Source organism: Tsuneonella sediminis, from assembly GCF_051912845.1.
GTDB lineage: Bacteria > Pseudomonadota > Alphaproteobacteria > Sphingomonadales > Sphingomonadaceae > Tsuneonella > Tsuneonella sediminis.
Genome location: NZ_JBNCBU010000001.1, coordinates 1,304,362 through 1,317,616 on the forward strand (window position 1 = coordinate 1,304,362; position 13,255 = coordinate 1,317,616).

Annotated in this window: 17 protein-coding genes; 11 read left to right on the forward strand and 6 right to left on the reverse strand. The window is 68.3% G+C overall.

Features of this window, described 5'->3' with window-relative positions; translation table 11 throughout:
* From ACPV3N_RS06665 to ACPV3N_RS06675, 3 genes are read right to left on the reverse strand one after another with little or no spacing between them, the layout of a single operon-like run.
* Positions 1 to 411, reverse strand: a complete 411-nt coding sequence (locus ACPV3N_RS06665) for a response regulator (protein ID WP_440115935.1) — start codon at positions 409 to 411, stop codon at positions 1 to 3.
* An 8-nt stretch (positions 412 to 419) separates the two neighbouring features.
* The gene (dut, locus tag ACPV3N_RS06670; RefSeq protein ID WP_440115937.1) at positions 420 to 902 is read right to left on the reverse strand and encodes a dUTP diphosphatase; all 483 of its coding nucleotides are present in this window, start codon (positions 900 to 902) and stop codon (positions 420 to 422) included.
* Entirely contained in the window at positions 877 to 2,547 is a 1,671-nt protein-coding gene (locus ACPV3N_RS06675; protein ID WP_440115939.1) for a bifunctional phosphopantothenoylcysteine decarboxylase/phosphopantothenate synthase, read from the reverse strand. Before ACPV3N_RS06675 ends, dut begins: the two co-directional genes overlap by 26 nt.
* Positions 2,548 to 2,678: 131 nt before the next feature.
* On the opposite strand from ACPV3N_RS06675, the gene ACPV3N_RS06680 reads away from it, so the two are divergent.
* Positions 2,679 to 3,062 (forward strand): hypothetical protein, encoded by a 384-nt coding sequence (locus ACPV3N_RS06680; RefSeq protein ID WP_440115941.1) that lies wholly within the window; start codon positions 2,679 to 2,681, stop codon positions 3,060 to 3,062.
* On the opposite strand, the gene ubiB is transcribed toward ACPV3N_RS06680, so the two are convergent.
* Positions 3,059 to 4,609: a 2-polyprenylphenol 6-hydroxylase gene (ubiB, locus tag ACPV3N_RS06685; RefSeq protein ID WP_440115943.1), complete on the reverse strand. Its 1,551-nt coding sequence runs from the start codon at positions 4,607 to 4,609 to the stop codon at positions 3,059 to 3,061. The two genes, ACPV3N_RS06680 and ubiB, sit on opposite strands and share 4 nt — an antisense overlap.
* A gap of 1 nt (position 4,610) precedes the next feature.
* Positions 4,611 to 5,342: a class I SAM-dependent methyltransferase gene (locus ACPV3N_RS06690; protein WP_440115945.1), complete on the reverse strand. Its 732-nt coding sequence runs from the start codon at positions 5,340 to 5,342 to the stop codon at positions 4,611 to 4,613.
* A 56-nt stretch (positions 5,343 to 5,398) separates the two neighbouring features.
* Here ACPV3N_RS06690 and mutM point away from each other — a divergent pair, with 56 nt between their 5' ends.
* The 5 genes from mutM (at position 5,399) to ACPV3N_RS06715 (ending at position 9,771) form a co-directional block, all read left to right on the forward strand.
* On the forward strand, positions 5,399 to 6,214 hold the full coding sequence (mutM, locus tag ACPV3N_RS06695; protein WP_440115947.1) for a bifunctional DNA-formamidopyrimidine glycosylase/DNA-(apurinic or apyrimidinic site) lyase: 816 nt from the start codon (positions 5,399 to 5,401) through the stop codon (positions 6,212 to 6,214).
* 131 nt (positions 6,215 to 6,345) lie between these two features.
* On the forward strand, positions 6,346 to 6,606 hold the full coding sequence (gene rpsT / locus ACPV3N_RS06700; protein ID WP_440115949.1) for a 30S ribosomal protein S20: 261 nt from the start codon (positions 6,346 to 6,348) through the stop codon (positions 6,604 to 6,606).
* Between the two features lie 419 nt (positions 6,607 to 7,025).
* Positions 7,026 to 8,492: a chromosomal replication initiator protein DnaA gene (gene dnaA, locus ACPV3N_RS06705; RefSeq protein ID WP_440115951.1), complete on the forward strand. Its 1,467-nt coding sequence runs from the start codon at positions 7,026 to 7,028 to the stop codon at positions 8,490 to 8,492.
* An 86-nt stretch (positions 8,493 to 8,578) separates the two neighbouring features.
* Positions 8,579 to 9,370, forward strand: coding sequence for a HesA/MoeB/ThiF family protein (locus ACPV3N_RS06710; RefSeq protein WP_440115953.1), 792 nt, complete (start codon positions 8,579 to 8,581; stop codon positions 9,368 to 9,370).
* Between the two features lie 44 nt (positions 9,371 to 9,414).
* Positions 9,415 to 9,771, forward strand: a complete 357-nt coding sequence (locus ACPV3N_RS06715; protein WP_440115955.1) for a PilZ domain-containing protein — start codon at positions 9,415 to 9,417, stop codon at positions 9,769 to 9,771.
* A gap of 10 nt (positions 9,772 to 9,781) precedes the next feature.
* On the opposite strand, the gene ACPV3N_RS06720 is transcribed toward ACPV3N_RS06715, so the two are convergent.
* Positions 9,782 to 10,495 carry an NAD-dependent deacylase gene (locus tag ACPV3N_RS06720; RefSeq protein WP_440115957.1) on the reverse strand — a complete coding sequence of 238 codons (714 nt, stop codon included), beginning with the start codon at positions 10,493 to 10,495 and terminating at the stop codon, positions 9,782 to 9,784.
* 35 nt (positions 10,496 to 10,530) lie between these two features.
* Between ACPV3N_RS06720 and dapB the strand changes: the two genes are divergently transcribed.
* From dapB to yidD, 5 genes are read left to right on the forward strand one after another with little or no spacing between them, the layout of a single operon-like run.
* Positions 10,531 to 11,259 (forward strand): 4-hydroxy-tetrahydrodipicolinate reductase, encoded by a 729-nt coding sequence (gene dapB / locus ACPV3N_RS06725; RefSeq protein WP_440115959.1) that lies wholly within the window; start codon positions 10,531 to 10,533, stop codon positions 11,257 to 11,259.
* Entirely contained in the window at positions 11,256 to 11,984 is a 729-nt protein-coding gene (locus ACPV3N_RS06730) for a hypothetical protein (RefSeq protein WP_440115961.1), read from the forward strand. Before dapB ends, ACPV3N_RS06730 begins: the two co-directional genes overlap by 4 nt.
* Complete coding sequence (gene nth / locus ACPV3N_RS06735; protein WP_440115963.1) at positions 11,981 to 12,631, forward strand: endonuclease III; 651 nt, start codon at positions 11,981 to 11,983, stop codon at positions 12,629 to 12,631. Before ACPV3N_RS06730 ends, nth begins: the two co-directional genes overlap by 4 nt.
* A 42-nt stretch (positions 12,632 to 12,673) precedes the next feature.
* Positions 12,674 to 13,036, forward strand: coding sequence for a ribonuclease P protein component (gene rnpA, locus ACPV3N_RS06740; protein WP_440115965.1), 363 nt, complete (start codon positions 12,674 to 12,676; stop codon positions 13,034 to 13,036).
* A complete protein-coding gene (gene yidD / locus ACPV3N_RS06745) occupies positions 13,033 to 13,242 on the forward strand; it encodes a membrane protein insertion efficiency factor YidD (protein WP_440115967.1) in 210 nt (69 codons plus the stop codon). Before rnpA ends, yidD begins: the two co-directional genes overlap by 4 nt.
* The last annotated feature ends 13 nt before the right edge of the window (positions 13,243 to 13,255 follow it).

The following is a 13,255-nucleotide window of genomic DNA, read 5'->3' on the forward strand; positions in this document are numbered from 1 at the left end:
TCAGAGTCCGTGCCGCTGCGGCCTTGCCGGGGGCCGGCGGTTGGCCGCCCAGTCGAGGATCTGGTCGACCATCCCGATCAGCCGCGTCGGATCGAAGGGCTTGCGCAAGTAACCGTTGGCGCCGGCCTGGCGCGCGATCGCTTCGTCCTCATCCGAGCGCCGCGCGGTCAGCACGAGGATCGGAAGGTCGTATAGCTGCTCGTCGCGGCGGATGATCTTGATAAGCTCGGCCCCGCTCATCTGCGGCAGCCCCATGTCGACGATCGCGAGCGCCGGCTTGCGGCGCCGAAGCGCCCGCAACGCATCCTGCCCGTCTTCCAGTACCCCCACCGCATGGCCCGCGCCGAGCAGCGTTTCCTGCACCAGCTCGCCCATGTCGGGATCGTCCTCGGCGTAGAAGATAAGCGCCATCGCCGGCCCTACTCCACCAGGCGGGCATGCCCGCCGGTCGAGCCGAACCCGCCCGCGCCGCGATCGGTGTCGTCCAACGTCTCGACCTCGTCCCACGTGGCCTGAACCACCGGGGCGAGCACGAGCTGGGCCACGCGGTCTCCGCGCTCGATCGCAAACGCTTCGCCGCCGTGGTTGATGAGGATGACCTTGAGTTCGCCGCGATAGTCGGAATCGATCGTGCCGGGCGTGTTGGGCACGGTGATCCCGTGCTTGAGGGCCAGGCCCGAACGAGGCCGCACCTGGATCTCGAAACCCGGCGGGATGGCGAGCGCCAGGCCGGTCGCCACGGCGTGCCGCGCGCCGGGCGCGATCGTGACGTCCTCGGCAGACAGGACATCCATTCCCGCCGCCCCGACCGTCGCGTATTTCGGAAGCTCGAGACCTTCGCCGTGCGGCAGCCGCTTGACCGCGACTCTTACCGGATCACTCATCGCGCGGATCGATCGCATCGAGCGCGCGGGCCATGCGCTCGGCGAGGGCAAGGGCGACCGCATGCTTGGGCATCTCGGGCAGGTCTTCGACCCCCTCGCCGGTGACGATGTGCACCGCGTTGGCATCGCCGCCCATCACGCCCTTGCCGTTCACCGAGGTGACGTCGTTGGCGACGATCCAGTCGGCGGCCTTGCGCTTGCGCTTTGTCTTGGCGTTCTCGATCACGTCCTCGGTCTCCGCCGCGAAGCCGACCAGCAGCTTGGGCCGCTGCTTGCCTGCCGCGACCTGCGCGAGGATATCTGGGTTCTCGGTCAGCAGGAGCGCGGGCGGCGCCGAGCCCCGCTTCTTCATTTTCTCGGACGCGTACTCCTTGCTCCGCCAGTCGGCGACCGCGGCGACCATGACGGCTGCATCGGCGGGCAGGGCCTTCTTGACCGCGTCGGCCATTTCGCGCGCGGAGATCACGTCGACCCGGTCGACGCCAAGCGGCGTCGGCAGGGTCACCGGTCCCGCGATCAGCGTGACGCGCGCGCCCAGCGCGGCCGCCGCGGCGGCGATGGCGAACCCCTGCTTGCCGCTCGACCGGTTGGCGATGTAGCGCACCGGGTCAATCGGCTCGTGCGTCGGCCCGGCGGTCACCAGCACATGGCGGCCGTAAAGCGGGCGATGGTCGGGAGCGATGTCGAACGCGGGCTGTCCCTCGAGCGGGTCGGCCGGAACGTCGGCAGCGGCTTGCGGGACCAGTGCTTCGGGCAACTGGTCGCCCGCTCCGGTCACGACGGTATGGTTGAGCGCTTCGACGTCGGTCGGCGGCGCGGCCTTGGCCTTGCCTTTCTTCGCCATGATCGGCGCGGCGAGATCGGGGACGACCTCGGGACCGGCTTGATCCTCGGCCGCTAGACCCTCGGGAAGCTCGTGCTCATACACCTCTTTTTCCGCGCCCGGCCCGCGTGTCGGTGTCTTGCGCGGGATGAGGGAGGACAGGAGGCTGCCCAGCGAACTGCCGCTCCGCGCCTGGACTTCGGCCTCCGGCTCGAGCGCCTCGAGCAGATCGGGCACGGGCTCGCAATCGGCGGCGATGCCGAAGCGGGCGGCGATCTCGGCCCAGACGATCTCCGGTTCGGGCAGTCGCCCGGGGCCGAACTCGCCGCAAGCCATCGGACCCTCGTCGGGCTCGATCACCTCGACGCCCGCTTCGCGCAGCCATGCGACGTTGCGCCGGGTAGCGTCGTGCAGCCACATCTTCACGTTCATCGCCGGAACTGCCATCACCGGCTTGTCGGTGGCGAGGATCAGCGTAGTCGCAAGGTCGTCGGCGATCCCCGCCGCCATCTTGGCAAGCAGGTCCGCAGTCGCCGGGCAGACCACCACGAGGTCGGCTTGCCGGCTGAGCTGGATGTGCCCCATCTCGACCTCGTCCTTGAGGTCGAACAGGCTGGTGTAGACCTTGTTCTCGCTGAGCGCGGCGAGCGCCATCGGGGTGACGAACTGGCTGCCGCCCTCGGTCAGCACGCAGGTAACGTCGCCCCCGCCCCTGCGGATCAGGCGAACCAGCTCACACGCCTTGTACGCCGCTATCCCGCCGCCCACGACGAGCAGCACCTTCGGCCCGCTCACGCGGTGTGCCTCGGATTGCGGCCACTGGCCGACCTGCTCGTGCATGAAGCCCCTCGAACCATGGCGCGTGGGATAGCGCCCGCGCGTTACCCGCGCCAGCCCTAGGCCGACGTTGGTTAAGATTGCGTCAGCGCCCCGCTTCCCTATGGTCGGACACCGACAAGAGGGGACTACTCATGCGCCTGATCCTGACCGCGCTGATTTTCGTCGAGGGGCTGTTCTTCCTGCTCCTAGGCCTCAATTTCCTCGTGATGCCGTCGAGCGCGGCGGTCGGCTTCGGCCTTTCGCCCAACGGAGCGGCGGGCCTCGCGGTGCTGCGCGCGGACTTTCCGGCGCTGTTCTTCGTCGGCGGCGCCGGGATGATCTGGGGCGCGTGGAAACGCAACGGCGACTTGCTGCTGGTACCGGCGGCGATCTTCGGCATCGCCCTGTTCGGCCGGTTCGTGAGCCTGCTCGCCGACGGCGCCTATCCGGGCTTCTGGTTCCCGATGCTTGTCGAAGCGGTCGCGGTGATCCTGAGCGTGGTCGGCAGCCGGGTCCTGCCGCACCGCGTCGGCTAGACCACTCCGGCGGCAAACGCGGCCGCGACGGCGGCACCGCCCAGCACGGCCGCGAGGATGTAGCCCGGCCAGCGCGACCGTTCTCCGCGCCGTTCCCACATCAGCGGAATGTCGGGCAGCGGCGGCGGTTCGGGCGCGCCGCCGCGCGCCGGATAGCGATCCTCGATACGCCGGACCAGCTCGGGCACCCGCAGCAACGTCTCGACGTCGGTGCGGATGCGGTCGGCGAGCGCGGCCTCGGGCCCGAGTTCGTCGCGGATCCACGCGCGAACGAACGGAGCGGACACGTCCCACATGTTGATCGAGGGGTCGAGGCTCGTCGCCAGTCCCTCGACCATGACCATCGTCTTCTGGAGAAGGAGCAGGTGAGGCTGGGTCGCCATGTCGAAATCGCGAGTGATCGCGAACAGCCCGTCGAGCATCTGGCCCACGCTCAGCTCGCTGACCGGCTTGCCGCGCATCGGTTCGCCGACGGCGCGCAGCGCGGTCGCGAACTCGTCGACCGAGTGATAGCTCGGCACGTACTGCGCCTCGAAATGGATTTCGGCCACCCGGCGGTAGTTGCCGGTTATGAGGCCGTAGAGGATTTCCGCCAGCCACTGGCGCGCGCGGCGGTCGATCCGGCCCATGATGCCGAAATCGATCGCCACGATCGTCCCGTCGCTCCGCACGAACAGGTTTCCCTGGTGCATGTCTGCATGGAAGAAGCCCGCGCTGATCGCCTGGGTCAGGAAGGCGAGCACCAGCCGCCGGGCCAGCACGGGAAGGTCGTGGCCCGCCGCAACCAGCGCCTCGCGGTCGGAAATCTTGATGCCGTCGATCCACTCGATGGTCATCACCCGGCCGTTGGTCCGGTCCCAGTCGATCGACGGGATGCAGTAGCCGTCGAACCCCTTCATCGCCTCGGCGAGTTCCGAAGCACTGGCCGCCTCGCGCCGCAGGTCGAGCTCGCGATTTGTCCACCGCTTGAAGTTGGCGATTGTGAGCCGCGGGCGCAGGCGAGTCGCCTCGCCGCCCATCGCCTCGAGGTGCGCTGCGGCCCATTCGTACGTCGCGATGTCGCGGGCGAACCGCTCACGGATGCCCGGGCGCAGAACCTTGATCGCGACCGGCTGGCCGGCCGTCGTCACCGCGCGGTGAACCTGCGCGATCGAGGCAGAGCCGACCGGCACGGGATCGATCTCCGCGAACAGGGTGGAGACCGGTGCGTCGAAGCTGCGGGCGATCTCGGCCTCGATCGCCGCGAACGCGACCGGCGGCAGGCTGTCCTGCAGGCTGAGCAGATTGTGCGCCGCGACTTCGCCGACGAGGTCGGGCCTCGTCGCGAGCGACTGACCCAGCTTGATCGCCGCGGGCCCGATATCGGTGAAAGCCTCCGCATAGTTCGGCTCGCGCGGCTGGATCGTTCCCAGCCGCGCCACGCGCGCCAGCCGCTTCACCTGCGGCGGGGTGTTGGGATCGTTCTCGATCCCGCGAAGCGCACCGTGCCGCGCGAGGCTGCGGCCCCACCTGAGCAGCCGCCAGATATGCGTCGCCGGCCGCGTCACCCTAGACTTTCCAACCCGAGTGGATGGCGACGAGGCCGCCCATGATCGGCTCGACCTTCGTGCGGGCAAAGCCGGCGTCGCGGATCATCGTCTCGAACGCGGGCATTGAGGGGAAGCGGCGGATCGATTCGATCAGGTAGCGATAGCTGTCCGCATCGCCCGCGATCGCCTCGCCGATCCGGGGCACCAGCTTGTGCGAATAGAGATCATAGGCCTCGCGGAATCCCGGCCATTCGTTCGTCGAGAACTCCAGGCAGAAGAACCGGCCGCCGTATTTCAGCACCCGGTGCGCTTCGCCGAGCGCTTTCGGAATGTCGGTCACGTTGCGGATGCCGAAAGCGATCGTGTAGGCGTCGAACACGCGGTCCTCGTACGCCAGCGCCTCGGCGTTCTGGCGGCTCCAGACCAACCCGTCGATGCCCCGCTCCATCGCGCGCTCGATGCCGACGTCGAGCATCTCCTGGTTGATGTCGGCCACCGTTACCCGCGCGCCGCGGGCGGCCATCCGGAAGGCGATGTCACCCGTGCCGCCCGCCATGTCGAGCACCGCCTCGCCCGGACGCGGCTTCACGCGGCGCACGAACTGGTCCTTCCACAGCCGGTGCATGCCGCCCGACATGGCATCGTTCATGAGATCGTACTTGGCAGCGACATTGGAGAAGACTTCGCCTACCCGGCGGGTCTTCTCTTCGGGGGCGACCTCTTCGTAGCCGAAGGAAACGGTGTCGTTCATGGGGGCGGCGCATAGGGGCAATTGCCCCCTAGGCAAAGACTGTTACAGCGCCCGCCATGCCGGAACTGCCAGAGGTCGAGACCACCGTCCGCGGGCTCGCCGCGTTCCTCGAGGGCGAGCGGATCGAGCGCGCGCGGGTCAACCGGCCCGACATGCGCCGCCCTTTCCCGCCCGGCCTCGTCCAGTCGCTCGTGGGCGCCCTGGTGACGGGGCTGGCCCGCCGCGCGAAGTACGGCCTCATCCACACCGACCGAGGCACGACGCTGGTGTTCCACCTCGGCATGAGTGGCCGCTGGCGAATCGATCCCGCGGAGATCGAGAAGCACGACCACCTCGTCATCGAGACCGCGGACCACCGATTCGCCCTGAACGATGCGCGGCGATTCGGCTCGGTCGACCTTCTCGACACAGCCGCGCTCGACGATTGGCCCGCGTTTGCCGCGCTCGGCCCCGAGCCGCTGGGACCCGGCCTCGATGCCGGATACCTCCGCGCCGCGTTCGCGGGCCGCAGGCAGGCGGTCAAACTGCTGCTGCTCGACCAGTCGATCGTGGCGGGCCTGGGCAACATCTACGTGTGCGAAGCGCTCTGGCGCGCCGGCATCGACCCGCGCAAGGCCGCGGGCAACGTCGGCCGCGCACGGCTCGAACACCTCGTGCCCGCCATTCGCGACGTGCTCGAGCAATCGATCGGCGACGGCGGCTCGACCTTGCGCGACTATGCCCGGCCCGATGGCCAGCTGGGCTACTTCGCCACCCGTTTCGCGGTATATGGACGGGAGGGACAGCCGTGCCTGCTCGGGGACGGCGGCACGGTGCGCAGGATCGCCCAGGGCGGGCGCAGCACGTGGTTCTGTCCCCGCTGCCAGCGATAGCGCCCGCGCGAGCTTGACGGAATCGGGCGACGCCGCTAGGGGCGCGCCTTTCCCGGCGGGTCCGCCCGCCCAGGGCAACCCACCGAGACGAGATTTTCCGGCCGCATGCAAGCGGTCAACCGAGGACAGACATGGCCAACACGCCGCAAGCCAAGAAGCGCATCCGCCGCAACGCCAACCGTGCCGAGATCAACGGCGCGCGCATGAGCCGCATCCGCTCGTTCCTGAAGAAGGTCGAGACCGCGATCGCCGGCGGCGACAAGACCGCTGCCTCCGAGGCGCTCAAGGCTGCCCAGCCCGAGCTCGCCCGCGGGGTTGCCCGCGGTGTGCTGCACAAGAACACCGCGAGCCGCAAGATGAGCCGCCTGTCGAAGCGAGTCGGCGCGCTCTGATTCGCGGATCCCGGACCGGTCGGTCTGGATCTGCTACGGAACGAAAAGCAAACGACGCCGGCGCTGCGAAGTGCCGGCGTCGTCGTTTGTTCAGCGCGAGCTTTCGAAAAGCACGCAAATCCCGCGATTCGCACAATCCCGACAAGGTTAACCGCGCGTTTTCAATATCTTGAACGCAGGTCCGCCGATTTTGCCGAGTCAACAGCCAATATTTCAGTTTTTTTTCGGAGCCGCCCTTGCCAGCGGCACGCGGCTGTTGAAAAGAAGGGTCCGCCGGCCTTGGACAGCTTGGCGACTACATCTCTGGACTGACCCCTCGCACTCGAATCGCGTTATTTCGGGCAGTGATCGGTCGTGCCCGGAGAGCAGGGGATACGGCGATCCTTCGATGGGTCGCAAGACGGGGAACGGGACCAGCGATGAACGTCAACGTGAGCGGCAACAACGCCGCCAAACGCAGGGGTGCAGAGGACGGCATGGAAGATCTTGAAGCAGTAAACCTGGCGGCCGACTGGGCGGACATCAGCCAGGGACTGCGCAAGGATCTGGGCCACCAGCTCCATAGCCAGTGGATCAAGCCCATCCAGGTTGGCGGCTTCGCCGAAGACACCGGCACGCTCGAATTGTTCCTGCCGACCGACTTCAGCGCTAACTGGGTCAAGGACCGTTTCCACGACCGGCTGAGCCTGGCGTGGAAGATCGCCCGCAGCGAGGTCCGCAACGTCGAGATCAAGGTCCACCCGGGCCGCCGCAAGCTGCCCGAGCTCTCGTTCGGCGACGGTCGCCGGCCGGCCAACGACGGCAGCGACACCAGCATGATCGCGGTCGCAGCCGGCACCATCGGCGAGCGCGGCTTCACCTCCTCGATCGGCCTCGACCCGTCGCTGACGTTCGCCGCCTTCGTCACCGGCGAGGCCAACGTGCTCGCCTGCAATGCCGCGCAGCGCATGTCGGCGACCGAGACCCCGCAGTTCTCGCCGCTCTACCTCAAGGCCGCGACCGGTCAGGGCAAGACGCACCTGCTGCACGCGATCGGTCACGCCTACCTGGGGGCGCACCCGCGCGCGCGCATCTTCTACTGCAGCGCCGAACGGTTCATGGTGGAATTCGTCCAGGCGCTGAAGTCGAACCAGACGATCGAGTTCAAGGCCCGCCTGCGCTCGTTCGACCTGCTGCTGGTCGACGATATCCAGTTCATCATCGGCAAGGCGTCGGCGCAGGAAGAACTGCTCTACACGATCGACGCCCTGCTCGCGGAGGGCAAGCGGCTGGTGTTCGCCGCCGACCGCGCGCCGCAAGCCCTCGACGGCGTCGAGCCGCGCCTCCTCAGCCGCCTGTCGATGGGTCTCGTCGCCGACATCGCCGCGGCGGACATCGAACTCAGGAAGTCGATCCTGCAGTCAAAGCTCACCCGGTTCGCTCCGCTCGATGTGCCCGAGGACGTCGTCGACTTCCTTGCCCGCACGATCACGCGCAACGTGCGCGAGCTGGTCGGCGGCCTCAACAAGCTGATCGCCTATGCCCAGCTGACCGGACAGGAAGTCTCGCTCCAGCTCGCCGAGGAGCAGTTGACCGACATCCTGTCGGCCAATCGCCGCCGGATCACGATCGATGAGATCCAGCGCACGGTGTGCCAGTTCTACCGCATCGACCGGGCCGAGATGGCATCCAAGCGCCGCGCACGCGCGGTGGTCCGCCCGCGGCAGGTGGCGATGTACCTGTCCAAAGTGCTCACCCCGCGCAGCTATCCCGAGATCGGCCGCAAGTTCGGCGGGCGGGACCATTCGACGGTGATCCACGCCGTTCGCCTGATCGAGGACCTGCGCCAGCGCGACGCCGACATGGACGGTGACGTGCGCTCGCTCCTGCGCCAGCTCGAGAGCTGATCCCTCCACCACCGTTGCACCGCTGATCGACAGGGCTGTTCACAGCCTTGTCGACAGCGCGCCCACAGGCTGCCAACAGCCTGTCCATGACCTTTTCCCCCGAGCGCCTCGACCGCTTCGCACGCCATATCGTGCTGCCAGAGGTCGGCGGCGCGGGACAGTTCGCGCTTGCCCAGGCCCATGTCGCGATCGTCGGTGTCGGAGGCATCGGCTCGCCGGCGCTCCAGTACCTTGCCGGAGCAGGGATCGGCAGACTGACGCTGATCGACGACGGCGACGTCGAACTGTCCAACCTCCAGCGGCAGACGATCTATTCGGAGCGCGACATTGGCCACGGCAAGGTGGTTGCCGCGCGGCGCTGGCTGGCGAACTTCGATGCGGGCATCGAGGTCGCGCTCGTCGACCGGCGGCTGACCCGGGACAACGCGGCAGACGCCTTTGCAGGGGCCGATCTCGTGGTCGACGGGACCGACAACTTCGCGACCCGGCTCGCGGTCAGCGACGCCTGTGTGGCAAGCGGCGTGCCGCTGCTGTCCGCTGCGGTCGGACGCTTCCAGGGCCAGGTGGGCGCGTTTGCCGGGCATCTGGCCGACCATGCCTGCTACCGCTGCTTCGTGGGCGACGCGTTCGATGCCGACGATTGCGATACCTGCGCCGATGACGGCATGCTCGGCGCGATGGCGGGCTGGACCGGCACGCTTGCCGCGCTCGAAGCGGTGCGGGTTCTCGTCGCGCCCGCGATGGGCGAACCCGGTTGGGGCATGCTCCGCACGCTTGACGGGCTGGCGCCTGCGATGCGCAGCTTCCGGATCGCCAAGGACCCGCAATGCACCGCGTGCGGCACGCCGGCCGGCAGTGGACAAAACGCCGAAGCCTAACCTCGATCAATTGCGACACCTGCAACCCGTGGTATCCATCCCCCGTGCACGAGGGTCGCGCCCGGCGCCGCCTCGCGTTCGTCAAGGCCAAGCTCCGCAAGGGGGACGGCTGGCAGGACGTGCAGATCGGCAATGTTTCATCGACGGGGCTGCTGGTGCGCCTCGCCGATCCGCCCGCGGCGGGCGAAACGGTCGAACTTCGCCACCGCGGGTGCTGCGTCATCGGGAAGGTGATCTGGAAGGCGCGATCGCGGATGGGGATCCGGTCGCTAGAACCCATCGACGTCGAGGCCCTGCTGGCCGATTCGGGCATCGGACCAAGGCCGACAAGCGAGGCATTGTACGAAGCGCCGCACCCTTCCTTCTGGAAACGGCTGAGAGGACGCTGGAAGTCGGCCTGACGCCATGGCTTCAGCCGCTCAGCAATTCATCCACCCAGTCCGGCACCAGTAGGCCCGCCGGTCCCAGCCGGGTCTCGTCGAACCACGACGACCCCTGGCTGCGCTCGAGGTTGAGTTCCAGCGTGCGCGCGCCGCACCGGCGCGCGTCGCGCACGAAACCGGCGGCCGGGTACACCGCGCCGGAGGTGCCGATCGAGACGAACAGGTCCGCCTCGCGCAGCGCGGCGTAGATGTCCTCCATCCGGTAGGGCATCTCGCCGAACCACACGACGTCGGGGCGCAGCGCGCGCTCGCCGCAGGCCGGGCACGCGGGACGGTCGATCAGCGTGCCGGTCCACCGGCTGCGCACGTCGCATCCGGTGCACCACGCGTTGAGATGCTCGCCGTGCATGTGCAGCACGCGCCGGGCGCCCGCCTTCTCGTGCAGATCGTCGACGTTCTGGGTGACGATGAGCAGATCGCCGTCCCACTCCCGGTCCAGCTTGGCGAGCGCGAAGTGCGCCGGGTTCGGCTGCTTCGTCTGGATCGCCTCGCGCCGCATGTCATAGAAGCGCAGCACGAGTTCGGGATCGCGTTCGAACGCCTCGGGCGTCGCGACATCCTCGACCCGGTGCTGTTCCCACAGGCTCGGCCCGCCGTTCGAACCGGCGCGAAAGGTGTCGATGCCGCTTTCGGCGCTGACCCCGGCCCCGGTAAGGATGACGATATTGCGGATGCTGCTCATGTCGCGCATGAAGCACGCGCACAGCGGGGGTGGCAATGGCGCGTATCGGGATCATCGGCAGTCAGGGTCGCATGGGGCAGGCCCTTGCACGCGCCATTGCCGACGCCGGGCACGACCTCGCCGGCGGGGTCGACCAGGGCGGCAACACCGCAAACCTCGCCGAAGCGAGCGACGTGCTCGTCGACTTCACCGCTCCGCCCGCGCTCGAGGGCAATCTCCATGCCGCGATCGGCGCCGGAATTCCGATCCTGATCGGCACCACGGGACTCGAGGCGCGCCACCACGCGGCGATCGATTCTGCGGCAGGCGCGATCCCCGTGCTCCAGACCGGGAACACCTCGCTCGGCGTGACGCTGCTCGCCCACCTCGTGCGCGAGGCCGCGGCGCGGCTCGGGCCGCAGTGGGACATCGAGGTGCTCGAGATGCACCACAGGATGAAGGTCGACGCGCCGAGCGGCACTGCGCTGCTGCTGGGCGAGGCGGCTGCCGAGGGACGCGGCATCGCGCTGGACGGGAACAGCGAGCGCGGGCGCGACGGGATCACTGGGCGCCGGGTGGAAGGGACGATCGGATTCGCGTCGCTGCGCGGAGGAACCGTCGCCGGCGAACACAGCGTGATCCTGGCCGGAGACGAGGAGCGCCTGACGCTCAGCCACGTGGCGGAGGACCGGATGATCTTCGCCCGCGGCGCGGTCGCCGGCGCGGCCTGGCTCATCGGGCGCGAGGCAGGACGCTATACCATGCCGGAGGTATTGGGCCTGTGACCACCGGGTCTCGGTGGCGGGGAGACCGGAGGACCCGTTTCTACCGGCTCGCCGCCGTCGCCGCGATCGGAGTGGCGATTGCGGGTTTCCACCTGACCTACACGGTTCCGATGACCAGGGGGACGTTCGACGGTCCGTCGTGGTCGCACGTTCACGGCGCATTGATGGCGGGTTGGCTCATGCTGGTCGCCCTGCAGGCTTGGCTGTCGCAGGGGCGGCTGCCGCTGCACCGCACGATCGGTTGGGGGGGCGTGGTGCTGGCGCCGCTGGTCGCCCTGAGCACGACCGCCATCGGCCGCGAGTCGGTGGCCCTTGGCTTGGCGCGGGGGGACGGACCCATCGCCTATTCGGGGTTCCTGGGCACGGTCACCGCACCGGCGATCTTTCTCGCCCTCGTGATCGCGGCGATCGCGCTGCGCGGCAAGCCCCAGTGGCACAAGCGTCTGATCTTCGTGGCGACGGGCTCGATACTCTGGCCGGCCTGGTTTCGCTGGCGGCATTTCCTCCCCGGAATGCCCCGCCCCGAAATCACCCTCAGCCTGATTCTCGCTGACCTGCCGATCGTGATCGCGATGGTTCGCGACCGGCTGCTCTACGGGGCGGTCCACCCCGCCTACCTGATCGCGGGGATCGGATTGATCGCCGAACAGACGTTTGAAACGCTGGCCTTCGATACGCCGGCGTGGCGGCAGGCCGCGTTCGCTCTTTATGGCCTGACCGGTTGACCAAGGACCAGATCTTCGAGTTCTTCCGCCGACTGGCGGAGGACAACCCGTCGCCCGAGACCGAGCTCGAATACGGCAATGCCTTCCAGCTCGTCGTCGCCGTGGCGCTGAGCGCGCAGGCGACCGACGTGGGCGTGAACAAGGCCACTCGCGCGCTGTTCGCGAAGGTCGAAACGCCGCAACAGATGCTGGATCTGGGCGAGGAGGGCCTCAAGGACCACATCAAGACGATCGGGCTGTTCAACTCCAAGGCGAAGAACGTCATCGCGCTTTCGCAAATGCTGGTCGACGAATACGGCGGCGAGGTGCCCGCCACGCGCGAGGACCTCGTCAGGCTGCCGGGCGTGGGGCGCAAGACCGCCAACGTCGTGCTCAACTGCTGGTTCGGGCAGGAGACGTTCGCGGTCGACACGCACATATTCCGGGTCGGCAACCGTACCGGTCTTGCCAGGGGCAAGACGCCCGAGGCGGTCGAGGCCAAGCTCGAAAAGCGCGTGCCCGCTCCGTTCCGACTGGGCGCGCACCACTGGCTGATCCTCCACGGCCGCTACGTCTGCAAGGCCCGGACGCCCGAATGCTGGCGCTGCCCCGTGGTCGACCTGTGCAGCTACCGGAACAAGGTGCTCGAGAAGCCGAAAGGGCGGTGAGGCTTCCCACCGCTGTGTCAGTTCCCTATTTCGGCTCTCGACATGACCATCGCGACCATCCGCAAGCGTGCCGATTTCCTCGCCGCCAACCGCGGCATCCGGGTTGCCCGCCCGGGGTTCGTGCTGCTTGCCCACCCGAACGGGGGGCGCGGCAAGCGGTGCGGCGTGACCGTGACCAAGAAGATCGGCAACGCGGTCGTGCGCAACCGGATGAAACGCCGCTTTCGCGAACTGCTGCGCGACGCACTGCCCGAGAACGGATTGCCCGACCACGATCACGTGCTCATCGGTCGCGATCGAGGGATCGAGCGAGACTTTGCGACGATGCGCGCCGAGCTGGCCGAAGCGCTCGCCCGCGCAGGTGCGGGCAAGGGCGACCCTCCGCGGCGGCGCAGGCCGGGATGAAGCGGTTCCTGATCCTTCTCGCCCGTGCATGGCAACTCGGTCCCAGCCGGATTCTTCCACCCTCCTGCCGCTATGCCCCGAGCTGCTCGGAATACGCGATCGAGGCGCTTGGCAAGCACGGCGCAATCAAGGGTGGATGGATGGCCTTCAAGCGTATAATGCGCTGCCACCCCTGGGGCGGGCACGGCTATGACCCGGTGCCCTGACATACGACCAGTG